The sequence below is a fragment of the Croceicoccus sp. Ery15 genome (assembly GCF_020985305.1).
Classification (GTDB): Bacteria; Pseudomonadota; Alphaproteobacteria; order Sphingomonadales; family Sphingomonadaceae; genus Croceicoccus.
In genome coordinates, this window is sequence record NZ_CP087588.1 from 1,305,599 (window position 1) to 1,327,569 (window position 21,971).

At 62.6% G+C, this 21,971-nt stretch carries 20 protein-coding genes; 11 read left to right on the top strand and 9 right to left on the bottom strand.

Annotation, left to right across the window (positions count from 1 at the left end; all coding sequences use genetic code 11):
• Positions 1 to 22: 22 nt before the first annotated feature.
• The 6 genes from alaS to dapA form a co-directional block, all read right to left on the bottom strand.
• Positions 23 to 2,683: an alanine--tRNA ligase gene (gene alaS, locus LOZ77_RS06465; RefSeq protein ID WP_230281357.1), complete on the bottom strand. Its 2,661-nt coding sequence runs from the start codon at positions 2,681 to 2,683 to the stop codon at positions 23 to 25.
• 164 nt (positions 2,684 to 2,847) lie between these two features.
• Positions 2,848 to 3,918 carry a recombinase RecA gene (gene recA / locus LOZ77_RS06470; protein WP_230281358.1) on the bottom strand — a complete coding sequence of 357 codons (1,071 nt, stop codon included), beginning with the start codon at positions 3,916 to 3,918 and terminating at the stop codon, positions 2,848 to 2,850.
• A gap of 114 nt (positions 3,919 to 4,032) precedes the next feature.
• Positions 4,033 to 6,396 (bottom strand): response regulator, encoded by a 2,364-nt coding sequence (locus LOZ77_RS06475; protein ID WP_370638052.1) that lies wholly within the window; start codon positions 6,394 to 6,396, stop codon positions 4,033 to 4,035.
• Between the two features lie 71 nt (positions 6,397 to 6,467).
• Entirely contained in the window at positions 6,468 to 7,022 is a 555-nt protein-coding gene (locus LOZ77_RS06480; RefSeq protein ID WP_230281359.1) for a DUF2062 domain-containing protein, read from the bottom strand.
• 193 nt (positions 7,023 to 7,215) lie between these two features.
• The gene (gene smpB / locus LOZ77_RS06485; RefSeq protein ID WP_230281360.1) at positions 7,216 to 7,698 is read right to left on the bottom strand and encodes an SsrA-binding protein SmpB; all 483 of its coding nucleotides are present in this window, start codon (positions 7,696 to 7,698) and stop codon (positions 7,216 to 7,218) included.
• 73 nt (positions 7,699 to 7,771) lie between these two features.
• The gene (gene dapA / locus LOZ77_RS06490) at positions 7,772 to 8,662 is read right to left on the bottom strand and encodes a 4-hydroxy-tetrahydrodipicolinate synthase (RefSeq protein ID WP_230281361.1); all 891 of its coding nucleotides are present in this window, start codon (positions 8,660 to 8,662) and stop codon (positions 7,772 to 7,774) included.
• Between the two features lie 120 nt (positions 8,663 to 8,782).
• Here dapA and LOZ77_RS06495 point away from each other — a divergent pair, with 120 nt between their 5' ends.
• From LOZ77_RS06495 to LOZ77_RS06505, 3 genes are all read left to right on the top strand, one after another.
• On the top strand, positions 8,783 to 10,834 hold the full coding sequence (locus tag LOZ77_RS06495; protein WP_230281362.1) for a lytic transglycosylase domain-containing protein: 2,052 nt from the start codon (positions 8,783 to 8,785) through the stop codon (positions 10,832 to 10,834).
• A 69-nt stretch (positions 10,835 to 10,903) separates the two neighbouring features.
• Positions 10,904 to 11,383 (top strand): GreA/GreB family elongation factor, encoded by a 480-nt coding sequence (locus LOZ77_RS06500; RefSeq protein WP_230281363.1) that lies wholly within the window; start codon positions 10,904 to 10,906, stop codon positions 11,381 to 11,383.
• Entirely contained in the window at positions 11,376 to 11,852 is a 477-nt protein-coding gene (locus LOZ77_RS06505; RefSeq protein WP_230281364.1) for a hypothetical protein, read from the top strand. Before LOZ77_RS06500 ends, LOZ77_RS06505 begins: the two co-directional genes overlap by 8 nt.
• A 77-nt stretch (positions 11,853 to 11,929) precedes the next feature.
• On the opposite strand, the gene LOZ77_RS06510 is transcribed toward LOZ77_RS06505, so the two are convergent.
• Complete coding sequence (locus LOZ77_RS06510) at positions 11,930 to 12,613, bottom strand: outer membrane protein (protein ID WP_370638053.1); 684 nt, start codon at positions 12,611 to 12,613, stop codon at positions 11,930 to 11,932.
• Positions 12,614 to 12,849: 236 nt separating this feature from the next.
• Here LOZ77_RS06510 and LOZ77_RS06515 point away from each other — a divergent pair, with 236 nt between their 5' ends.
• Positions 12,850 to 13,587, top strand: a complete 738-nt coding sequence (locus tag LOZ77_RS06515; RefSeq protein ID WP_230281365.1) for a 2OG-Fe(II) oxygenase family protein — start codon at positions 12,850 to 12,852, stop codon at positions 13,585 to 13,587.
• Between the two features lie 61 nt (positions 13,588 to 13,648).
• Positions 13,649 to 14,896 (top strand): 23S rRNA (adenine(2503)-C(2))-methyltransferase RlmN, encoded by a 1,248-nt coding sequence (gene rlmN, locus LOZ77_RS06520; protein ID WP_230281366.1) that lies wholly within the window; start codon positions 13,649 to 13,651, stop codon positions 14,894 to 14,896.
• On the opposite strand, the gene LOZ77_RS06525 is transcribed toward rlmN, so the two are convergent.
• Complete coding sequence (locus LOZ77_RS06525; RefSeq protein WP_230281367.1) at positions 14,893 to 15,333, bottom strand: helix-turn-helix domain-containing protein; 441 nt, start codon at positions 15,331 to 15,333, stop codon at positions 14,893 to 14,895. The two genes, rlmN and LOZ77_RS06525, sit on opposite strands and share 4 nt — an antisense overlap.
• Positions 15,334 to 15,369: 36 nt before the next feature.
• Between LOZ77_RS06525 and LOZ77_RS06530 the strand changes: the two genes are divergently transcribed.
• From LOZ77_RS06530 to LOZ77_RS06555, 6 genes are all read left to right on the top strand, one after another.
• On the top strand, positions 15,370 to 15,963 hold the full coding sequence (locus LOZ77_RS06530) for an FMN-dependent NADH-azoreductase (protein WP_230281368.1): 594 nt from the start codon (positions 15,370 to 15,372) through the stop codon (positions 15,961 to 15,963).
• A 209-nt stretch (positions 15,964 to 16,172) separates the two neighbouring features.
• Complete coding sequence (locus LOZ77_RS06535; protein WP_230281369.1) at positions 16,173 to 16,529, top strand: glycine zipper 2TM domain-containing protein; 357 nt, start codon at positions 16,173 to 16,175, stop codon at positions 16,527 to 16,529.
• Positions 16,530 to 16,626: 97 nt separating this feature from the next.
• Positions 16,627 to 17,391 carry an SDR family oxidoreductase gene (locus LOZ77_RS06540; protein WP_230281370.1) on the top strand — a complete coding sequence of 255 codons (765 nt, stop codon included), beginning with the start codon at positions 16,627 to 16,629 and terminating at the stop codon, positions 17,389 to 17,391.
• 106 nt (positions 17,392 to 17,497) lie between these two features.
• Positions 17,498 to 18,793: a cyclopropane-fatty-acyl-phospholipid synthase family protein gene (locus LOZ77_RS06545; RefSeq protein ID WP_230281371.1), complete on the top strand. Its 1,296-nt coding sequence runs from the start codon at positions 17,498 to 17,500 to the stop codon at positions 18,791 to 18,793.
• A 109-nt stretch (positions 18,794 to 18,902) separates the two neighbouring features.
• Complete coding sequence (locus LOZ77_RS06550; RefSeq protein WP_230281372.1) at positions 18,903 to 20,126, top strand: argininosuccinate synthase; 1,224 nt, start codon at positions 18,903 to 18,905, stop codon at positions 20,124 to 20,126.
• Positions 20,127 to 20,977: 851 nt separating this feature from the next.
• Positions 20,978 to 21,514, top strand: a complete 537-nt coding sequence (locus LOZ77_RS06555; RefSeq protein WP_230281373.1) for a septal ring lytic transglycosylase RlpA family protein — start codon at positions 20,978 to 20,980, stop codon at positions 21,512 to 21,514.
• A gap of 3 nt (positions 21,515 to 21,517) precedes the next feature.
• On the opposite strand, the gene LOZ77_RS06560 is transcribed toward LOZ77_RS06555, so the two are convergent.
• Positions 21,518 to 21,943 carry a hypothetical protein gene (locus LOZ77_RS06560; protein ID WP_230281374.1) on the bottom strand — a complete coding sequence of 142 codons (426 nt, stop codon included), beginning with the start codon at positions 21,941 to 21,943 and terminating at the stop codon, positions 21,518 to 21,520.
• Positions 21,944 to 21,971 lie beyond the last annotated feature (28 nt).

The following is a 21,971-nucleotide window of genomic DNA, read 5'->3' on the forward strand; positions in this document are numbered from 1 at the left end:
GGTTTCGCCATGACCGCAGCGATCAGCCTGCCATAGCCGCCTTTACCGCAGCGATGGCATCGGCGGCTTTGTCGCCGTCAGGACCGCCGCCTTGCGCCATATCGGCACGGCCGCCGCCGCCCTTTCCGCCCAGGGCTGCCACGCCTTCACGCAGCAGCGCCACCGCGTCGAAACGGCCGGTCAGATCGTCGGTGACCGCCACGGCAATGGCCGCGCGCCCTTCGTTGACGGCAACGATGGCCGCGACACCCGAACCCATGCGCTTTTTCGCCTCGTCCAGCAGGCCGCGCAATTCCTTGGGGTTCATCCCGTCGAGCACCTGTCCGGAGAACTTGACCCCGCCAATGTCCTCGTCCGCGGGGCCCGCCGCCGCGCCGCCGCCACTGGCACCGGCCAGCGCGAGCGCCTTTTTCGCTTCGGCCAGTTCCTTGTCCAGCTTCCGGCGTTCGTCGACCAACGCTTGCACACGCTCCAGCGCCTCGTCCGGAGAAGCCTTGATCGCACCGGCAATCGCCTTCAACGCATCCTCACGCGCGACGAGCCATTGGCGCGCTACCTCGCCCGTCAATGCCTCGACACGGCGCACGCCCGAAGATACCGCGCTTTCCGACACGATGCGGAACACGCCGATATCGCCCAGCGCATTGACATGGGTGCCGCCGCAAAGCTCGACCGAGTAATTGCGCGCTCCCGTCCCGACACGCCCCATCGACAGCACGCGGACTTCGTCGCCGTATTTCTCGCCAAATAGCGCCATCGCGCCCGCTTCGATCGCATCGTCGGGGCTCATCAGGCGCGTCGTCACGGTTTCGTTATGGCGGATTTCGGCATTCACCTCGGCCTCGATCGCGGCAATGTCCTCGTCGGTCAGCGCTTTGGGATGCGAGAAGTCGAAGCGCAGGCGGTCTTCCGCGACCAGCGAGCCCTTTTGCGTGACATGGCCGCCAAGCCGGTTGCGCAGGGCAGCATGCAACAGATGCGTGGCCGAATGGTTGGCACGGATTGCGTCACGACGCTCCGCATCGACGGTCAGATGCACCGTCTCGCCGACCGCGATGGCTCCGGCCTCGATTTTGCCGTGATGGGCGTGGAGGCGACCTAGCGGCTTGCTGGTGTCCGAGATGGTAATCTTCAGCCCGTCGGGGCGCGTGATGGTGCCTGCATCGCCGCTCTGGCCGCCACTCTCGCCATAAAACGGGGTCTGGTTCGTCAGCACGATGACGTCCTGCCCTGCACCGGCGCTTTGGGTTTCCGCACCATTGACGATCAGCGCTACGACCGTGCCCTCGCCAGCAGTAGAGGTATAGCCGGTGAATTCGGTCGCACCTTCGCGTTCCGCGATGTCGAACCAGACCTCGCCCGAAGCCGCATCGCCCGAACCCTTCCATGCAGCACGAGCGGCAGCCTTCTGCTCGGCCATGGCGGCATCGAAACCGGCGCGGTCGACGCTGACCTTGCGGGCGCGAAGTGCGTCTTCGGTAAGGTCATAGGGGAAGCCGTAAGTGTCATAGAGCTTGAACGCGGTTTCGCCGGGGAGTTCGTCACCCTCTCCCAATCCGGCGGCAGCGTCGTCGAGCAGGCGGAGCCCCTTTTCCAGCGTCTGGCGGAAACGGGTTTCCTCACGCTCCAGCACTTCCTCGACCAGCGGCTGCGCGCGGGTCAGTTCGGGATAGGCCTGCCCCATTTCAGCCACCAGAGCGGGAACGAGCCGATGCATCAGCGGTTCGCCCGCACCCAGCAAATGCGCGTGGCGCATCGCGCGGCGCATGATCCGGCGCAGCACATAGCCGCGCCCTTCGTTCGACGGCAGAACGCCGTCTGCCAGCAGAAAACCGGTCGAGCGCAAATGATCCGCGATCACGCGATGGCTGGCGCGGGCATCGCCCTCCGCCGCTACGCCGGTCAGGCTTTCCGATGCGGCGATCAGCGCCTTGAACGTGTCGATATCGTAATTGTCATGCACGCCTTGCATCACGGCCGAGATGCGTTCCAGCCCCATGCCGGTATCGATCGACGGTTTGGGCAGCGGCTGGCGGGTGCCGTCGGCCTGCTGCTCGAACTGCATGAAGACGAGGTTCCAGATCTCGATAAAGCGGTCGCCGTCTTCCTCGGGCGATCCGGGAGGGCCGCCCCAGATCTTGTCGCCATGATCGTAAAAGATCTCGCTGCACGGGCCGCATGGCCCGGTATCGCCCATCGACCAGAAATTGTCGCTGGTGGCGATCCGGATGATGCGTTCTTCGGGAAGGCCCGCAATCTTGCGCCACAGGTCGAACGCTTCATCATCCGTATGATAGACGGTTGCAGTCAGCTTCTCGGGCGCGAGGCCCCATTCCCTGGTCAGCAGGGTCCAGGCGTTGAGGATCGCCTCTTCCTTGAAATAATCCCCGAACGAGAAATTGCCGAGCATCTCGAAGAACGTGTGGTGCCGCGCCGTATAGCCGACATTGTCGAGATCGTTGTGCTTACCGCCCGCGCGCACGCATTTCTGCGAAGAGGTTGCGCGCGGGATTTCGCGCTTTTCCAGACCGGTGAATACGTTCTTGAAGGGCACCATGCCCGCGTTCACGAACATCAGCGTCGGATCGTTATAAGGAACGAGCGGTGCTGAATGGACCTTCTCGTGCCCCTTACCGGCAAAGTAGTTCAGGAACGAGGAGCGGATATCATTGGTCGACGTCATGCGGGGCAGTTAGGACAGGCGCGCCGCTTCGACAAGAAGCCATCGTGCACAATGCCCGTTCTGTCCCGTTTCGTGTTGCCCAAAGGCCAGGTCGCCAAGCCCCCAAAGAGAAAGGGCGAGGATCGCTCCCCGCCCCTTCCGTAAAAATCAATCGCAGTGGCCGGTCATTCGTCGCCGCTGTCGTCATTGCCGGGATTGGTCATCATTTCCTCGGCCACCTGATCGGTTTTGCCGCGAATCGCCGCCTCCAGCTTTTCGCGCAGTTCGGGGTTCTCCTTCAGGAAGGTCTTCGCATTCTCGCGCCCCTGCCCGATCCGCACGCTGTCATAGCTGAACCATGCGCCCGACTTCTCGACCAGACCTGCCTTGACCCCTAGGTCGAGTATCTCGCCAACCTTGGAAATGCCTTCGCCATACATGATGTCGAACTCGACCTGCTTGAACGGCGGCGCGACCTTGTTCTTCACCACTTTCACGCGAGTGGCGTTGCCGACGATATCGTCGCGGTCCTTGATCTGGCCGGTGCGGCGAATGTCGAGGCGGACCGAGGCATAGAATTTCAGCGCGTTGCCGCCCGTCGTCGTCTCGGGGTTGCCGTACATTACGCCGATCTTCATGCGGACCTGGTTGATGAAGATCACCATGCACTTGGAACGGTTGATCGAACCGGTCAGCTTGCGCAGCGCCTGGCTCATCAAGCGGGCCTGCAGGCCGACATGGCTGTCGCCCATCTCGCCCTCGATCTCCGCGCGGGGCACCAGCGCAGCGACCGAATCGACCACCAGCACGTCGATGGCGTTCGACCGCACCAGCGTATCGGTGATTTCCAGCGCCTGCTCACCCGTGTCGGGCTGCGAAACGATCAGCTCGTCAATGTCCACGCCCAGCTTTTTGGCATAGACAGGGTCGAGCGCATGCTCGGCATCCACGAAGGCCGCCGTGCCGCCCGCCTTTTGCGCTTCTGCGATGGCATGCAGCGCCAGCGTGGTCTTGCCCGAGCTTTCGGGACCGTAAATCTCGATAATGCGGCCCTTGGGCAGGCCGCCGATGCCCAGCGCAATGTCCAGACCCAGCGACCCGGTCGAGATCGCCTCTACATTCATCGCTTCGCGACTGCCCAGCTTCATGGCCGAGCCCTTGCCGAATGCCCGGTCGATCTGGGCGAGTGCGGCGTCCAGCGCCTTTTGACGATCCACGTCGGATTCCCCGTTCACGAGTTTCAGATTTGCTGCCATTTCACGGCCCCCTGCTGCCTAGTTAGTTGCCCCCAAAGGTCAACTGCATGGACAGCTATGTATCGCATATGTTCCACTAGAACAAGGGGGGAACAAAGAAATTTCCTACAGGGCCTATCCGCCGTTTTCCGCCGGTTTCGCGCCAGCCGCCCGTTCACCCAAGATAGCCCCAGTTTTCTTTCCTATCTGCGCGACGGAAAAAGGCTTGGGCAGGAAATGCATGCCGGCGAAATCGATCTGGCGGCGCAATTGCTCCTCGGCATAGCCGGACATGAACAGGACCGGCAGGTCGGGCTTCAGCTTGCGAATCTCGCGCGCCATGGCGGGGCCGTCCATCGTGGGCATCACGACATCTGAAATCACCAGATCGAATTCGCCGCCGTTCTGCACGATCTGCAGGCCTTCCTCGCCATCATTGGCGGTGGTCACCGTATAGCCCTGTCGCACCAGCGCCCGTTCGGCCACGGCGCGGACGGTATCCTCGTCCTCCACCAGCAGGATGCGGCCCGTGCCGCCGAATACGGCGCGCGGCTCTGCCTCGGGCTGTTTGCGGGCAGGTTCCGTCCCTGCCGCGGGAACATGTACGGGAAGATAGACGGTAAAGCGCGCGCCCTCGCCCGGCTCGCTTTCGGCGAAGATATAGCCGCCCGATTGCTTGACGATGCCATAGACGGTGGAAAGGCCAAGCCCCGTCCCCTTGCCCATTTCCTTGGTCGTATAGAACGGTTCGAAAATCTTGCCCAGGGCATCGGCGGGTATGCCTGTGCCCGTATCCTCCACCACCAGAGCGGTATAATTGCCCGAAGGCAGAACGTCGTTCTTCATACCACGAATATCGCGCGGCCCGATCTTGCGGGTCGAGATCGTCAGGACACCGCCTTCGAAATCGCCCTTCGACATCATCGCGTCGCGCGCGTTGACGGCCAGATTGACGATCACCTGCTCCAGTTGCTGCGGATCGGCGCGCACCGCGCCCAGCGCACGGTCATGATCGACGCGCAGCTCGATCTTCTCACCGATCAGCCGCTTGAGGAGATTCGAAACCTCGCTCACCACGTCGGGCAATTGCAGCGTTTGCGGGCGCAATGTCTGCTGGCGGGAAAAGGCCAGCAATTGCCGGGTCAGCGATGCGGCGCGGTTGGAATTCGCCTTGATCTGCTGGATGTCGTCGTAATCGCTGTCGCCCGGCGCATGGCGCAGCAGCATCAGATCGCAGTAGCCGATGATCGCGGTCAGCACATTGTTGAAATCATGCGCCACGCCGCCCGCCAGCTGGCCCACCGCCTGCATCTTGGTCGCCTGCGCGACCTGCCGCTTCAGCCGCGTTTCCTCGGTCGTGTCCTTCAGGCTGAGCAGCACCGCCGCATCGCCCAGCCCGCGCACGCCCGCAAGGCTGAGCGTCACCGGCTCGTCCGGGCTTGCATCCAGACGCACCGGCATGGCGCCCGAGGTGGATGCGCCCGATGCATGGCGGCGGATCGAATCGGCAAAGGCGCCCTTGTCCTCGCGCACCACCAGATCGCTGGGGAACGGCGGAATTTCGCCCTGTTCCTCCAGCCCCGCGGCGCGGCGGAACGCCTTGTTCGCGAACAGGAAGCGTCCGTCGCGGTCGGTCATGGCAAGTCCCAGCGGCAGCAGGGCCAGCAATGCCTCGATCTCGGGCAAGGCGGCCGAATCGCTGGCGCGGATACCGCCGTCGAGGATCAGGAACAGCGAAGGCGCGGTCTCGTCGGGCGGCAGATCGGGATCGGCGATCGGAATATGCAGCAGACGCAAATCCTCTCCGCTCGTCCCCTCGCGGGCATAGAAGATGCGGTCATATTCGTCGGCGGTCAGGAATTCGACGAATTCGCGCCCCGCCAGCTCGCTTTCGCTGTCGCCCGTTGCGCGGCGCAGGAAATCGGCGTTCGCGCCCAGTATCTCGCCATCGGCATTGACGGCGGCGGCCTGAATCCCCGCGCGCGACAAGGCATTGCCCAGCTTGTCTGCCAGCAGACGCACGACCCGCGCGCCAAGGTCGACCATTTCGACCGGCGATAGTTCCCAGACCAGATAGTCCTGCCCGCGCCCCGCCCGCCGGATGACCGCGTGCCAGCGCCCGCTGGTGCCGACCAGCGATTCGACGCGGATCGTGCCCGTGCGCCACGCTTCACGTGCGCCTTCGCGCAGGCGGTCGGTCGAATCCTCGTCCAGTTCCAGATCGGGCGGCGCGCTGTCGAAACCGAACCATTCGCCATAGCGCGTGTTGGCGCACACCACGCGGCCCGCCCCGTCGGTAATGACGGTGGCCAGATTATCCCGCTCTATCGCAGAAACGGTGACAGACCAGTCGGGCGGCGCAAGGCTTTGCTGTTCGGGCACCGCATTGCGCGCGGCCAGCGTCCGCAGCGCCAGCGCAAAGATGACCGCGCCGCCCGCATAGGCCGCGGTCAGCAGCCAGATGCCCGACAGCAGCTGAATAATGACGGCGCTGATCACCAGGGCCGCCGCGACCGGCAGCCAGTCAGGCCATGTCGAAAGCCCGCGCGGGCCGGTTACGCTATTGCTGCTCAGCTTTCAGATCCCATCGCCGCGACTTCGCGACGGCGGCGCATGGTGCGAAACCTTTTGCGCCCGATCCACCAGCGCCAACCCCATGACGACACGAGATAACCCACCCCTGCCGACACGACCGCAAGCACCAGAAAACCGAATACCGTCACCCCCGCAAGCTGGAACAATTCGCGCAGCCAGTCCAGCCTGCCGCCTTCTATTTCCTGCATCGCCGACTGTGCGGTGGTAGCATCGATCTTCAGGATGAAACTGCCCAGCCGGTTCGCCGCCACGGCCCAGAACGGGAAGGTGAACGGGTTGGTGACGAAAGTAACCAGCGTCGCCACCGGCACATTGGCGCGGGTCGGCAGGGCAAGGAATGCGGCAAGGAAAATCTGGCCCAGCGGCACCACGAAACCCGCGAACAGGCCCAGTGCCACACCGCGCGGCACCGACCGGCGCGTAAAGCGCCACAATTCGGGCGACAGAAAGCGATGCGCAATCGGCGCCAGCCAGCGGTTATTGGCCAGCCCCTCACGCGTGGGCATGTGCGTGCGTGTCCAGCGGATCATGCGATTCAGCACTGACGGGACCTTTAGAACCTTTATCAACCAGCCGCTCTGCGCCCGTATGGCCAGAGCGATTCCCGGCATCGTTCGCCATAGCCGATGCCGATACACAAGATATGAACGGGACCGCCGATTTTCGACGTAAGCCCGAAATTTCCGGTCCAACCGACGGGCAGTCAGACCAAAGCGTCTGCCGCTAGCCGTTTTCCCGCATCAGGCGCGCCTTGTCGCGCTGCCAGTCGCGGTCCTTGATCGTCGCGCGCTTGTCGTGGGTCTGCTTGCCCTTGGCCAGCGCCAGTTCGACCTTTGCCCGTCCCTTGCCGTTGAAATAGACCGACATGGGAATCAGCGTCATGCCCTTGCGCTCTACCGCACCGACCAGCTTTTCGATTTCGCGGTGGTGGAGCAGCAGCTTGCGCGGGCGCTTTGGCTCGTGGTTGAAACGGTTGCCGTGGCTGAATTCGGGTATATTGGCATTGACCAGCCATGCCTCGCCGTCGCGCACCTCGGCATAGGCTTCCTTGATCGAGCCTTCGCCGAAACGCAGCGATTTCACCTCGGTCCCCGTCAGCGAGATCCCCGCTTCGAAAGTATCTTCGATAAAATAGTCGAACCGCGCGCGACGATTGTCGGCGACGGTCTTCACCTTGTCGAAAGCAGAGGGTTTGGGGCGGGCCATAATATCAATCTAGGCGCTGCCACCGCCCTGCAAAAGGGGCGGCAGCGGAAAACAAAAGGAAAGGAGCCTGCGGTCAGGCCGTTTCCAGCAATCCGGCATGCACCAGCGCCGCGACCACAGCCTGCCGCGCGGGTTCGCTGCAAGCGGTCAGCGGCAGGCGGACCGAACCGTTCATCCAGTCATGCACCCGCGACAGCGCATATTTGACCGGTGCCGGCGAGGAATCCTCGAACATGGCGTAATGCAGCGGATAGAGCCGGTCGTTGATCTTGCGGGCGAGCGCAAAATCATTGCTGGCGCAGGCTTTCTGGAATTCGGCGCACAGTCCCGGCGCGACATTGGCCGTCACCGAAATACAGCCCGCAGCCCCCGCCGCATTGGCAGGCAGCGACAATTCGTCGTCGCCCGACAACTGGCAGAAATCGCGGCCGATGCCCATGCGGTGATCGACCACGCGCGACAGGTCGCCGCTCGCATCCTTGATGCCGATGATCTTTTCGGGGAACAGGTTCACCAGTTCGCACACCGTTTCCGGTTCGATATCGGTGACCGTCCGGCCCGGCACGTTATATAGCACGATTGGCAGGTCCGAATGGGTCGCCAGATGCGAAAAATGGGCGATCAGGCCGGCCTGACTTGGCCGGTTGTAATAAGGCGCGACGACCAGTGCCGCATCCGCGCCGTATCGAGCCGCATGCTCCATGTGCATAAGTGCGGTTGCGGTATCGTTCGACCCGCAACCGGCTATAACCGGCACACGGCCCGCCGCCTGTTCCACGCAAATCTGGACCACGCGGTGGTGCTCGTCGACAGAGAGAGTAGAGGCCTCGCCCGTGGTGCCGCATGGGACCAGCGCGGACGAACCGCTCTCAATCTGCCAGTCGATCAATCGGCGGAAAGCGGCTTCGTCAACCGCGCCGTCGTTAAAGGGGGTGACCAGTGCCGGAATCGAACCCGAGAACATTGTTGGAATCGCTCCTGAATACAGTATCTTGTTGGCGGGGCTTGCCGCGATCCTGCGGGATCACCTGCGCGAACCCGCCGTTCATTCGCTGATAAGGAGGGACCCCCTACTATGTCCAGCATGGACACAAAACGTCTTTCTCGCCTTTTTACCGGACTTCGTACCGGCGTTGCGCCTTTGGCCGTACTGGCGCTGACTGCTTCGCCCGCGTTGGCAGACGATGCGGCGGCGGGCACCGCATCGGCAACGCAGGATCATTTCAGCGACGTTCAATGGCAGCCGGGGGACTGGGAAAGGGCGCGTCAGCGCCAGATGGCGGTTCGTCCCGGCCCGATGGCCTATGCCGTGTCGCGCTGGCAGCAATTGCAGAACCAGTCGAACCCCAGCTTTGCCGAGGTTTCGGGCTTTATCGCGCAATATCCCGGCCTTCCCAATCAGGAATCGCTGCAGGAAAAGGCCGAGGGGCGGCTGGCCAGCGAATATGTGGATGCCGCGCGGCTGGTGTCCTTTTTCGACAGCCATCCCCCGCTGACCGCGCAGGGACAGGCGCAATATGCCTTGGCACTGCGGTCGCTGGGCCGCCCGCAGGCGATCGACGCGGCCCGCCGCGCATGGCGCGCTGGCGCGATGTCGCCCACGGCAGAGGCTTCGCTTTCGGCCATGTTCGGCGGCGCGTTCACCACGGCCGACCATCTGGCCCGCGTGGACGAACTGCTGTGGCAGAACGAGGGTGAGGCCGCGGCGCGGCAGATGCGCTATATCACCGGCTCCGAACGCGGGTTGATGATGGCACGGCTGGCTGCGGCGCAAGGGAGCGATCCTTCGGCACTGGGGCTGCAGGTTCCGGCCAGCGCGGCGGGCGATCCGGGCTGGATCTATAACCGCGCACGCCAGTTGCGCAGTTCGGGCCAGCAGGCGGCGGCGCGCAGCTTTATCGTCAATTCTCCTGCCCTGAACGGTATTCCGACCGATCCGCTGCAATTCGTGCGCGAAATGCGTTATCAGGCGGGCTTCGCGGTCGAAAGCGGCGATATCGGCACAGCTGTCCGCATCGCACAGCGCGCGGATTCGGCCTTTCCGGCAGGCACCGATGTTTCGAAACTGTCGGGCCCGATCCGCGACGAATATGAAAAGCTGTTCTACACGGTCGGCGAGGCTGCGATGCGGCGCGGCGACAATGGCAGCGCGGCGCGCATGTTCGCCATTTACGGCGCATCGCAGATGACTGCCCCTGCCCGCACCAAGGGATTCTATTTCGCCGGACTTGCCGCGCAAAAGGCAGGCATGGGCGATTTCAGTCGCGCCGAATTCGAAAAGGCCGCGGCCTATCCCGACCAGTTCTATGGCCAGATGGCGCTGGAAAAACTGGGCCGTCCGCTGGCGGTACCGGCAGGCCGCCTTGCCACCCCCAGTGCCGAGGCGCGCGCCGAATTCAACCGCCGCCCGCTGGTGCAGGCTTCGCGCGAAGTCGGCCGTGCGGGCGACTGGCGCACCGGCGTCGCCTTTTTCAAGGAGCTGGGCCGACAGGCGGAGACGGCAGAAGAATATGCGCTGATCGCCGAGCTGGCGCGCGAAACCGGCCGCCGCGACCTTGCCGTAATCGCAGGACGCGAGGCTTCGACCAAGCAGGTCTATGCATTCTCGCCCTATGCGTTTCCGCGTGTCGACGTGCCGACGGGCGCGGGCGACTGGACGATGGTGCACGCGATCTCCCGTCAGGAAAGCCAGTTCGCCACCGATGCCGTCAGCCATGCGGGCGCGCGCGGGCTGATGCAGCTGATGCCCGGCACCGCGCAGGAACAGGCCGGCAAGATGTATCTGAGCTATAATTCCGGCTCTCTCATCAGCGATCCGCAATATAACATCCGCCTCGGTTCGGGCTATTTCGCGCGAATGATGGATGTGTTTGGCGGTTCCTATCCGCTGGCCATCGCGGCCTATAATGCGGGCCCCGGCAATGTCGGCAAATGGCTGCGCGCCAATGGCGATCCGCGTCGGGGCGAAATCGGCTGGATCGAATGGATCGAGGCTATTCCGTTCAGCGAAACGCGCCGCTATGTCGCCCGCGTGCTGGAAAACGCGGCCTATTACGACGCGCTCTATCCCGATGCGGGCAATAACAGCGGGGCCTATCCGCTCAGCTATTACATGCGCAAGCAACCGGGAAGCTGATCTTTATCCCATCGAAAACAGCGCCGGGCCGGGTGACAGGATCATCCGGCCCACGCTAGGGCAAATCCGATGAAACCGACCGGCAATCCCATCACCCCGCAAGGGTTCGCGGCCATGCGCGCGCGATATGATACGCTGCTGGGCAAGGACCGGCCCGAAATTGTCGAGATCATCAGCTGGGCGGCCGGAAACGGCGACCGCAGCGAGAACGGCGATTATATCTATGGCCGCAAGAAATTGCGCGAGATCGATCGCGAACTAGCCCGCCTCGCCCGCCGGATGAAGGCGGCGCGCGTCGTCAATCCGGCAGAACAGCCCGACAAGGGGCGCGTCTATTTCGGTGCGACCGTGACCATCGCGGACGAGAATGACGAGCATCGCATTGTGACCATCGTCGGCGATGACGAAGCCGATGCGGGCGCGCACCGGATCGGCTGGGGCAGCCCGCTGGCCCGTGCCTTGTGCGGCGCGGCGACGGGCGATTTGCGCACCGTGCGCCTTCCTGCGGGGGACAAGGAGTGGGAAGTCATAGGGATCGCCTATGATTAGGCGCCTTGCCCTGCTGGCGCTGATGGGCCTTGCCGTGCCCGCCATGGCGGCTCCGCGGGCGATTTCGGTGCATGCAGGCTGGGGCGCGTTTCAGGATGGCAAGCGCTGCTATGCCATTGCCGAGGCCGAGCCATCAACCGCCGCGCGCGAACTGAACCCTTTCGCGTCTGTCTCGCTTTCGCCCGATGCCCCTGCGCTTCAATTACGCCTGTCACGGGTGGTCCGCACGGGCAGCGCGGTCACGCTGCAGATCGGCAACCGGCGTTTTCGACTGTCGGGCGAAGGCGCGACGGCCACAAGCCGCGACACCGAGCGCGGCGGCAGCAAGGCGATTATCGCCGCCTTGCGAGAGGCGGACAGCATGACCGTTTTCGCCCGCGACCAGAGATCGCGCTATTTCCGGGACATCTATAATCTGACCGGTGCGCCCACCGCGATGGATGCCGCCATAGTCGCTTGCGCCCGCTGAGCCATTGGCTTGCGAAAACGGAAAAGGGCGGAACCGGTGTTGACCGGCCCCGCCCCTTTCGTGTCAGAGACTAACGCTTAGAAGCGCATGCCGACCGAACCGACGATCTGGTGACGGTCGGTATCGATGTCGAAACGGTCGCTTTCGATATCGTTGCCGTAATCGAACTCGGCCTCGCCATAGTTCGAGTAGCGATATTCGAATTTCGCGAAGGTGTTCTCGCTCATCGCATATTCGACACCGGCACCCAGACGAAAGCCGTCGGTGTCGATATTATCCTTCAGCTCGGTTTCACCGTCGCGGGCCAGCACGTTGTAACGCGCATTGGTGTAACCGCCCTTCACATAGGCAAGCACATCGGGCGCAACCTTCGCACCGACGCGCGCACCGATATAGAGGTCGCGGCCCGTATCGACGCGGCCAAGGCCAAAGCCTTCGAAATCGCCGCCGTCGCTATATTCGGTCTTGGCGGTGGAATCGGTGTATTCACCTTCGAGACCCAGCACGACGCCGCCCATATCGACGTCATAGCCAAGGCCGACACCATAGAGCAGGCCGTCGATGCTTTCGTCGTCCATGTCGTTCAGGTCATTGTCGGAATCCGAACCGGCATTCGAAATATCATAGCCGATGATCGCCTCGACGCGCGGGCCCGAGAAATCGTAATCGCCCGACTGCGCAGCGGCTGGCATGGCGACGATGGCGGCAGCGGTACCGGCGGCGGCCATGGAAATCAGCTTTTTCATAAGTACTCCAATCATTTCCCTCATTGCCCCTTTCGCGGGGCATGGACCGGGGAAATGCCTGGACACAATCTTGCGTTTCATGAACATAAGACAACAATGTGACTTGCCGCATATTATACACTTCAGGTCGCCAGAATGTGCAGGATTTGCGACAAACACCTTGCGATACAATAAGATGCGGAACTTTTCCGGAATTCATGCTTCGCGCGCGTTCTTTATATATGACGCAAGATGATCTAGGGGCGTGGGCCATGAACGCGATAACGCAAGACCAGCCCGGCATCGCCTTGCCGGAGGAAGAGATCGCCCGGGTGGCCGGCGTTTACGCCGCGACCGGCCATGCCCGTGCCGAGGGTGTTCTGGAAGAAGGGCACGCCGCGATGCTGGTCCATTTCATGATGACCGGAGCCGAATGGTGGCGGGCGTTCAATCAGGGAGAGCGCACGTGGGATCTGGGGCCCGATTCAATCGCGGAGCTGGAGAATACACCCAAGGGTGCCCAGCTGAACGCCGCGATCTATGAAGGTGCGCGCGAACAGTTCCAGCGCTATTGCGATGTCTCCCGCGTATCCGAAGACCCGGCGGAGCGCGCCGTGCGCGGCAATGTGCTGGACCGGCTTCTCGACCTGTTCAATTCGGATGCCGGTCTGGACCTGTTTCGCAGGCTGACAGGCGACGATCGCATCACCCTGGTCGACGGACAGGCCACACGCTATCAGCCCGGTCATTTCCTGACGCGCCATCATGACGAGATCGAGGGGCGAAGCCGCATCGCCGCCTATGTGCTGAACCTGTCGCCGCGTTGGCGACCGGAATGGGGCGGGTTGCTGCAATTCCACGACGACGATGGCGATATCACCACCGGCTATGTCCCGCGGTTCAACACGCTACACCTGCTTCGAGTGCCGCAATGCCATTCGGTGAGTTTCGTCACCCCCTTCGCGGGCGGCCCGCGCCTGTCCGTCACCGGATGGTTGCGCAGCGCCTGAAGCGCTCGCTTTCCGGCGGGACTGGCGCAACGGGGCGCTTCCGCTTATATGGCGGCGCATCATGACAGCAGTGCCAGCCAATATGCCCATTCCGGGCCACATCGATCCCGTGCCCGTCCCGCGCCCGATTACCGAGCGGGAGGATGGCCGCATCGATTTGCTTGGCCTGCCCAAGAAGCAGATTGCGGGCCTGTTCGAGGAAGCAGGTCTGGACAAGAAACAGGCAAAGCTGCGCGCCAAGCAGGTCTATCACTGGATCTATCACCGCGGCATTTCGGAATTCGATGCGATGACCGACATCGCCAAGACCATGCGCCCGTGGCTGGCCGAGCGTTTCGTCATCGCCCGCCCCGAAGTGGTCGAGGCCCAGCATTCGAGCGACGGCACGCGCAAATGGCTGCTGCGCACCGCCGACAACCATGATTACGAGATGGTGTTCATTCCCGACGCGGATCGCGGCACGCTCTGCGTGTCGAGCCAGGTCGGCTGCACGCTGAATTGCCGGTTCTGTCACACCGGCACGATGCGCCTTGTCCGCAATCTGACCCCCGGGGAAATCGTCGGACAGGTCATGCTGGCCCGCGATGCACTGGGCGAATGGCCCAAGGGGCGGATGGACATGGCCGACGAGGAGACGGAAGCGGAATATACCGCGGACGGGCGCCTCCTTACCAATATCGTGATGATGGGGATGGGCGAACCGCTGTATAATTTCGACAATGTCCGCGACGCGCTGGGCATTGTGATGGACGGCGAAGGGCTGGCCCTGTCCAAGCGGCGCATCACATTGTCGACCAGCGGCGTGGTGCCGATGATGGACCGCTGCGGCGCGGAGATCGGCGTGAATCTTGCCGTCTCGCTCCATGCCGTGACCAAGGATGTGCGCGACGAGATCGTGCCCATCAACAAGAAATACGGGATCGAGGAACTGCTGCAGGCCTGCGCCGACTATCCCGGCGCGTCGAATGCGCGGCGCATCACATTCGAATATGTGATGTTGAAGGACAAGAACGACAGCGACGACGACGCGCGCGAGCTTGTTCGCCTGATCAAGAAATACAGGCTGCCGGCGAAGGTGAACCTGATCCCGTTCAACCCTTGGCCCGGCGCACCCTATGAATGCTCGACGCCCGAACGCATCCGCAGCTTTTCGAATATCGTGTTCGAAGCCGGTATCAGCGCCCCCGTTCGCACCCCGCGCGGGCGCGACATCGACGCGGCTTGCGGCCAGCTGAAAACGGCCGCGGAAAAGAAAAGCCGCGCCGAGCTTGACCGGATCGCGGCGGAGAAACAGGCGGCGCTGGACTAATCGTTTTCTTCGCGCAGGTCATATGTGCTGCGCGCATCGGCCACGGCCTGCTTGTTCCGGAATGCCCATTCGCCCAGCCGGCTGACCGGCCCGCGCAGCGATTCGCCCAGCGCGGTCAGCGTATAATCCACCCGCGGCGGAACGCTGGGCGTTACCTTGCGGCTGACAAGGCCATCGCGCTCCAGCCCGCGCAGCGTGCGGGTCAGCATACGCTGCGATATGCCGTCGATCTCGCGCCGCAGCTGGTTGAACCGCATCGATCCGCCGCCCAGTTGCATAACGACTTGCATCGACCATTTGTCACCGACACGCGACAATACTTCGGTAAAGGCGGGGCATGCTGCTGCCGAATGCGCGAATTGGCCTGCAACAGTCACATCGGTGTGCCCTGCGGACGATAGTGTGCCTTCTTGCACGATGCCGTCGGTCGTCTCCATATACCGGTGGTTATCGTTTGATACCGGAGTTGTCACATGAAAATTCTACGAGTCGATTCAAGCACGAACGGTGCCGAATCCGTAACGCGTGAAGTCACCGATCTGATCGTCGAAAAGCTTAAAACACAATATCCCGATGCCGAGATCGTGACCCGCGATCTTGGCACCGAACCGCTCGCTCATTTGAATCCTGTCACGACTGGCGCCATTCGACTGGGCGAAGACCAGTGGACCGACGACATGAGGGCCGCTGCCCCCGCGGAAAGGGCCATACTCGAAGAGTTTCTGTCGGCCGATATCGTCGTGGTCGGCGCACCGATGTATAACTTCACGATCCCCTCTTCCCTGAAGGCATGGATCGACCGGCTGGGCGTGCCGCGCGTGACTTTCCGCTATTCCGCATCCGGTCCCGAAGGGCTGGCCGGCGGGCGCAAGGTGATTGTCGCATCGGGTCGTGGCGGCACTTATGGTGATGACAGCCCCATCGATTATCAGGAAAGCCTGCTGACCGCATTCTTCGGCTTTATCGGCATCACCGATGTTACCGTGATTCGCGCCGAAGGCGTCGGCAGGCCCGACGGGCGTTCGAATGCCATAGCCGCCGCGAAAGAACAGATCGCGGCGCTGTAAACCGGCCCCCTCCCCTTTCCTGCTTCGCAGTCGGTGTTCGATCCGGTTTGGTATTCAACGGGTTAACCTCATTTCATCGCCCGCTGGACACCATTCACCCGAGACAACACTGGCTGACAGGATCGTTCATCAAAGGTTTGGCTTTCCTGAAGCAATCTGCATGCAAAGCCGTCCTCGTGGCGGCATCTGTTTAGGAAAGGGACGTAACAATGAAAATGGCACTGATCGGAACCGTGCTTGCCGCCGCCGTGGCCATTCCGGCAGCCCCCGCCGCTGCCGATCCACCGCCATGGGCCCCTGCCTATGGCAAGCGCGCCAAGGACCGCCACCACTACGAACCGCGCCGCATGCGTTCGGGCGACCGTTACTGGCGCGGCGACGATGGCCGCTATCGCTGTAAGCGGGACGATGGCACCACCGGTCTGATCATCGGTGCGGCCGGCGGCGCATTGCTGGGCCGCGAAATCGATGGCGGACGCGACCGCACCACCGGCACCGTGCTGGGCGCGGCTGCGGGCGCGCTGATCGGGCGCGAGATCGATCGCGGCAACGCACGCTGCCGCTAAGATACCTTGCTATAGTCGAACCGACAGGAACGGGGCCGGAAAGCATCTGCCTTTCCGGCCCTTTTCATTGCCAGCCAACCATGGCTAGTTGACGGACATGACCAAGCCAGCCGTTTTGATCACCGGTGCCGCCAAACGACTGGGCGCGACCATGGCACAGCGTTTTGCCGATGCTGGCTGGCACGTCGTGATCCATTATCGCAGCTCGGCCGATGCGGCTCAGGCGCTTTGCGATGCCCTGCCCTCTGCCGAAACGGTTCAGGCCGATCTGTCCGATGCACAAGCGATCGCCGCCATGGCCGACGATCTGGTGGCCCGATTGCCCGACTGGCGCGCCATGGTGAACAGCGCCTCGCTGTTCGAATATGACGATGCACGCGCCATTGATCCCGCCATTTTCGCGCGCGCCATGCATACCAATGCGGCAGGTCCTGTCCTGCTGGCGCAGCGCTTTCTGGCCCGCGCGAATGCCGCGCAAGGCAAGCGCGTGATCAATGTGCTCGACCAGAAATTGTGGAACGCCAATCCTGATTTCTTCTCCTATTCCATGTCAAAGGCCGCGCTGGGTATGGCGACGCGCATGCTGGCGATGGAACATCGGGGCAGTGCCGACCGCATCTATGGCCTCGCGCCCGGTGCGATGCTGCCCAGCCATGACCAGCAGGCTGACGAGCATCAGACCAGCGGGCGCATGAACCTGTTGCAAAGGCTGACCCGCCCCGAAGAGCTGGCCGATGCGGCGGTGTTTCTGGCGCGGGGCCATCTGGCGAGCGGAGAGACGATATGCGTCGATTCCGGACAGCATCTGTTGGATCAGCCCCGCGACGTGTTGTTCATGGCGCGCGCGGCAACAGGTGCCTGAAGCGGCCTGTCAAAAACGGGCAATCAATCCTTGATCCCGCGCAATCAGGCCATAATCTGAACGGCAACGCTCCACGCGCATATAGTTTCATCTGGAGAAACCGCCCATGATCGGCGCCAAGCGTCTTCTTGAAACCATGCTGGCCAAAGCGGTGAAGCGCGGGCGACTGCGCATTGCCTATGCCGACGGATCGACCAGTTCCTTCGGCACGCCCGACGGGGTCATGCCCGAAGTTTCGATCCGCTTTACCGACAGAAGCGTCCCCCGCGATATCGTCATGGACATGCGCCTTGGTGCGGCAGAGGCATTCATGGATGGCCGGCTGATCGTCGAGGATGGCGGCGGCATCATGGAAATGGTCGAGCTGTTGCAGGGCAATAACCATTGGGACGCGGGCCAGCGCATTTCACCGCCCCGTTTCCGCCGCCGCATGGCCGACCGGCTGAAATTCCTTGCCACCCAGTTCAACAAGGCAACAAGTTCCAAGGCCAATGTCGCCCATCATTACGACATCGGGAACGACCTCTACCGCCTGATGCTGGATGCGCCCCATATGCAATACAGCTGTGCCTATTGGCCGCGCGAGGGGATGACGCTGGAGGAAGCGCAGACCGAAAAGCTGGCGCATATCGCTGCCAAGCTGGACCTGAAACCGGGGCAATCGGTGCTGGACATCGGCTGCGGCTGGGGCGGCATGGCGATTTTTCTGGCCCGTCATGCCGATGTAAAGGTGCTGGGCATCACGCTGAGCGAGGAGCAGCTGGCCCTCGCCCGCGAACGGGCACAGGCGGCGGGCGTGGCCGACCGCGTAACCTTCCGGCTGGTCGATTACCGCGATCTCGCGGCCGAAGGGGCGCAATTCGACCGGATCGTATCGGTCGGCATGTTCGAACATGTCGGACAACCGCAATTCGAAACCTATTTCCGCTGCTGCGCCCGGCTGATGAAAGAGGATGGCGTCGCGCTGATCCACACCATCGGTCGCATGGGCAAACCCGGCACGACCGATGCCTTTACGCGCAAATATATCTTCCCGGGCGGTTACATACCCGCCCTGTCCGAAACCGTCGCCGCGAGCGAGAAGGTGCGCCTGATCGCTTCCGATGTAGAGACATTGCGCCTTCATTACGCGCTGACATTGCGCGAATGGTATCAGCGCTGCCTTGCGCACAAGGACCAGATCGTCGCCATGTATGACGAGAAGTTCTTCCGCATGTGGACATTCTATCTGTCGGGCGCGACCGCCGCGTTCGAAAGCGGCGGCATGTGCAATTTCCAGATCCAGTATGTCCGCAACCGCCGCGCCCTGCCGCTGCACCGCGACTATATGGCAGAGGCCGAGCGGATGATCATGGCCGGGGAAAACGCGCCCACGCCCGAAAAGGCGCTTTCGACGGCCTGAAACAGCGCCGCTTCCCCTTGCCCCCTTATCCGCTCTGTTTTAGGGGCGCGCTGCGACGCGCATTCGCGCCGGAACCGCATATGCATCCTGTTCAGAAAGCCATGCAGCCATGACCGACACATCGAACATCAAAAAGGTCGTCCTTGCCTATTCGGGCGGTCTCGACACATCCGTCATCCTGAAATGGCTGCAAGTGACCTATAATTGCGAGGTGGTGACCTTTACCGCCGATCTGGGTCAGGGCGAGGAACTGGAACCCGCGCGGGCCAAGGCCAAGCTGATGGGCCTGCCCGACGAAAATATCTATATCGACGATCTGCGCGAGGAATTCGTGCGCGATTTCGTCTTTCCGATGATGCGCGCCAATGCCCGATACGAAGGCGATTATCTGCTGGGCACCAGCATCGCGCGCCCGCTGATTTCCAAGCGGCTGATCGAAATCGCGCATGAAACCGGCGCCGACGCGATCGCCCATGGCGCAACCGGCAAGGGTAACGACCAGGTCCGTTTCGAACTGTCGGCCTATGCGCTCGACCCCGACATCCGCGTGATCGCCCCGTGGCGCGAATGGGATCTGAACAGCCGCACCGCGCTGATCCAGTGGGCCGAGGCGCACCAGATTCCCGTGCCCAAGGACAAGCGCGGCGAAAGCCCGTTCTCGGTCGACGCGAACCTCCTCCACACTTCGTCGGAAGGCAAAGTGCTGGAAGACCCGTGGGAAGAAACGCCCGATTACGTGTATTCGCGCACGGTCAATCCCGAGGATGCGCCCGATACGCCCGAATATGTCGAAATCGGCTTTGAAAAGGGCGACGGCATATCGCTGAACGGCACGGCGATGAGCCCTGCCACGCTGTTGGCTGCCCTCAACGATCTGGGCCGCAAGCATGGCATCGGCCGGCTCGATCTGGTGGAAAACCGCTTCGTCGGCATGAAGTCGCGCGGCATGTATGAAACGCCCGGCGGCACGATCTATGCCGCTGCCCATCGCGGGATCGAACAGATCACGCTAGATCGCGGCGCAGCCCATCTGAAGGATGAGCTGATGCCGAAATATGCCGAGCTGATCTATAACGGCTTCTGGTTCGCGCCAGAGCGCGAGATGTTGCAGGCCGCGATCGACCTGTCGCAGCAGAAAGTCACCGGCACGGTGCGGCTGAAGCTGTATAAAGGCGGCGTGCATCTGGTGGGCCGCAAGAGCCCGATGAGCCTCTATTCCGAAAAGCATGTCACGTTCGAGGATGATGCCGGCGCCTATGACCAGAAGGATGCGGCAGGCTTCATCCATCTGAACGCATTGCGTCTGAAGCTGCTGGCCAAGCAGGGCGGCTGAGACCGGAGAATTTTATCCACCGGCTGCGTGGCGGTAAAAATGGCGGATTTCCGCCACGCCGCGCGCCGGGCACCGGACGAAACCGGGCACTCATAGTGGCTTTTCCACTCTTGTCCACTGCAAAACTGCTTTTCTGTGGATAAGTTAATTGCGCGACTCATGCATGCGGCGCATTCTTCAATTGTCGAACGGGAAGGTTGCTTTCCGGATCATGCCGCAAGGCACTGAAACGGGACGATTTACCGAAACGTACGATGCATCGGTCAAAGACCGGCAAGACGGAAACGGCACCCCTTTGAAGGCTTCCTTGTGAAGCATTCGAAATGCCCGACCGGATCGCACAAAGTCGATGGGCGATGGATGGCCAGAAAACCGGCAATCGCGGACAAATCACGCGGCCTTCGGGTCGATGATGCGGATGAAGCGGCAGCAGGAGACATGGCCTCGGTATGCGGATGCGCTTGCAAACCGATCCCGACGGGCTTTGCCCATGGCGATCGAACGGCAAGGCGGAAACAGACCGGATGCCGGCGCGAGCGCCGTGCGACAGAGGCGATGGCCTTACGGTCAATGCCGAAACCGCCGGGCGCCAAGCCTTCCAATCGTGCCAGCACGAGTTGGAAGCCACGGGCCGGTGAGAGTGGGGCCGGTAGCGATACCGGCCCCATTTGCTTTGGTCCGGTTCGCCCGACAGCATCCACAACAGCGACAAAACAGGCTGATTCGCCGCGCCATATGCGGCGCATAAATGCGCCGAATGCGCGCGTTAACGCAAAAATGCCGGTTCAAATGTGGCCGAAAGGCGGCAAACCGAAACCAATTGGAAGTTTTTGCTGCTATTGTCCGGCCCCATGAAGACGCAAGTCAACATGCGGCTGCGCCCGATGCGCGCCATCGCCCTATTCGGCATCGTCACCATGGCGGCAATGCCGGTATCCGTCGCCCGCGCAGGCACCGAGGACCCGATGGCCGCCGCGCTGGAGGCCGAACTCGCCCTCACCGCTGTTCCGGCGACTGCCATTGATAACGCAGGGTCCGCCGGTACGGTTCCTGAATTGGCCGAAACCGAAGCCGCAGAGCCCGAGATTGCCGAATTGCTCGGCACCGGCGAAGCCAGCTGGTACGGCCCCAAATTCGCAGGGCGCCGGACGGCCAGCGGCGAGACTTTCGACCCGACGGAACTGACGGCCGCGCACCGCACCCTGCCCTTCGGCAGCCTTGTGCGCGTTACGTCAAACCGTACCGGCAAGTCGGTAGTGGTCCGCATCAACGATCGCGGCCCCTATCACGGCAATCGCGTGATTGACTTGTCCGAAGCCGCCGCCAAGGAAATCGGCATCAAGAGCCGCGGGCGCGGCAATGTCGATCTGGCGCTGCTCGAAGGCTAAGGCCTACTTGGCGGGCGCTGTTTGCGGCTCGGCCGCTTTTGCCTCCACTTCAGCCTCTATCGCTTCATCCGCAGCTTCAAGCGTTTCGCCTCCGGCATCGGGCGCTTCGATCGCGCCCGGCGTTTTCAGCGGCGCGGCACCGGTTTGCGTCATGCACCATCGCACCTGTTCCATCGCGCGATCGCGGTGTTCGCCGTCAAGGTCGGACAGGGTAAAACCCTGCTGTGCCAGCCGCCCCGTGGTGCAATCGCACAGGCGCTTCAGCTGCTTCTCTCCATTGGCCAGCGCGGCCAGCTTCACGTCGCAGCGTTCCAGCGCCTCGGTCCGCTCGGGCGTCTCCAGTCCCGGTGGCGGATCGTCGCAGGCTGCCAATGCGACCAGCATCGCCAGCGGCACAACCGCAAAACCCGTCTTAGAAATGCGTGGCAATTGGCCTACTCCGCCCGTTCAGTCCGCT

What these genes read in the sequence shown, in the direction of transcription:
- LOZ77_RS06545 (WP_230281371.1), top strand. Translation starts at nt 17,498, where the DNA reads ATGATCGGCGCCAAGCGTCTTCTTGAAACCATGCTGGCCAAAGCGGTG.
- LOZ77_RS06505 (WP_230281364.1), top strand. Translation starts at nt 11,376, where the DNA reads ATGATTAGGCGCCTTGCCCTGCTGGCGCTGATGGGCCTTGCCGTGCCC.
- LOZ77_RS06480 (WP_230281359.1), bottom strand. Translation starts at nt 7,022, where the DNA reads ATGATCCGCTGGACACGCACGCACATGCCCACGCGTGAGGGGCTGGCC.
- LOZ77_RS06510 (WP_370638053.1), bottom strand. Translation starts at nt 12,613, where the DNA reads ATGATTGGAGTACTTATGAAAAAGCTGATTTCCATGGCCGCCGCCGGT.
- dapA (WP_230281361.1), bottom strand. Translation starts at nt 8,662, where the DNA reads ATGTTCTCGGGTTCGATTCCGGCACTGGTCACCCCCTTTAACGACGGC.
- smpB (WP_230281360.1), bottom strand. Translation starts at nt 7,698, where the DNA reads ATGGCCCGCCCCAAACCCTCTGCTTTCGACAAGGTGAAGACCGTCGCC.
- rlmN (WP_230281366.1), top strand. Translation starts at nt 13,649, where the DNA reads ATGACAGCAGTGCCAGCCAATATGCCCATTCCGGGCCACATCGATCCC.
- LOZ77_RS06535 (WP_230281369.1), top strand. Translation starts at nt 16,173, where the DNA reads ATGAAAATGGCACTGATCGGAACCGTGCTTGCCGCCGCCGTGGCCATT.
- alaS (WP_230281357.1), bottom strand. Translation starts at nt 2,683, where the DNA reads ATGACGTCGACCAATGATATCCGCTCCTCGTTCCTGAACTACTTTGCC.
- LOZ77_RS06525 (WP_230281367.1), bottom strand. Translation starts at nt 15,333, where the DNA reads ATGGAGACGACCGACGGCATCGTGCAAGAAGGCACACTATCGTCCGCA.
- LOZ77_RS06540 (WP_230281370.1), top strand. Translation starts at nt 16,627, where the DNA reads ATGACCAAGCCAGCCGTTTTGATCACCGGTGCCGCCAAACGACTGGGC.
- LOZ77_RS06495 (WP_230281362.1), top strand. Translation starts at nt 8,783, where the DNA reads ATGGACACAAAACGTCTTTCTCGCCTTTTTACCGGACTTCGTACCGGC.
- LOZ77_RS06500 (WP_230281363.1), top strand. Translation starts at nt 10,904, where the DNA reads ATGAAACCGACCGGCAATCCCATCACCCCGCAAGGGTTCGCGGCCATG.
- LOZ77_RS06515 (WP_230281365.1), top strand. Translation starts at nt 12,850, where the DNA reads ATGAACGCGATAACGCAAGACCAGCCCGGCATCGCCTTGCCGGAGGAA.
- LOZ77_RS06555 (WP_230281373.1), top strand. Translation starts at nt 20,978, where the DNA reads ATGAAGACGCAAGTCAACATGCGGCTGCGCCCGATGCGCGCCATCGCC.
- recA (WP_230281358.1), bottom strand. Translation starts at nt 3,918, where the DNA reads ATGGCAGCAAATCTGAAACTCGTGAACGGGGAATCCGACGTGGATCGT.
- LOZ77_RS06530 (WP_230281368.1), top strand. Translation starts at nt 15,370, where the DNA reads ATGAAAATTCTACGAGTCGATTCAAGCACGAACGGTGCCGAATCCGTA.
- LOZ77_RS06550 (WP_230281372.1), top strand. Translation starts at nt 18,903, where the DNA reads ATGACCGACACATCGAACATCAAAAAGGTCGTCCTTGCCTATTCGGGC.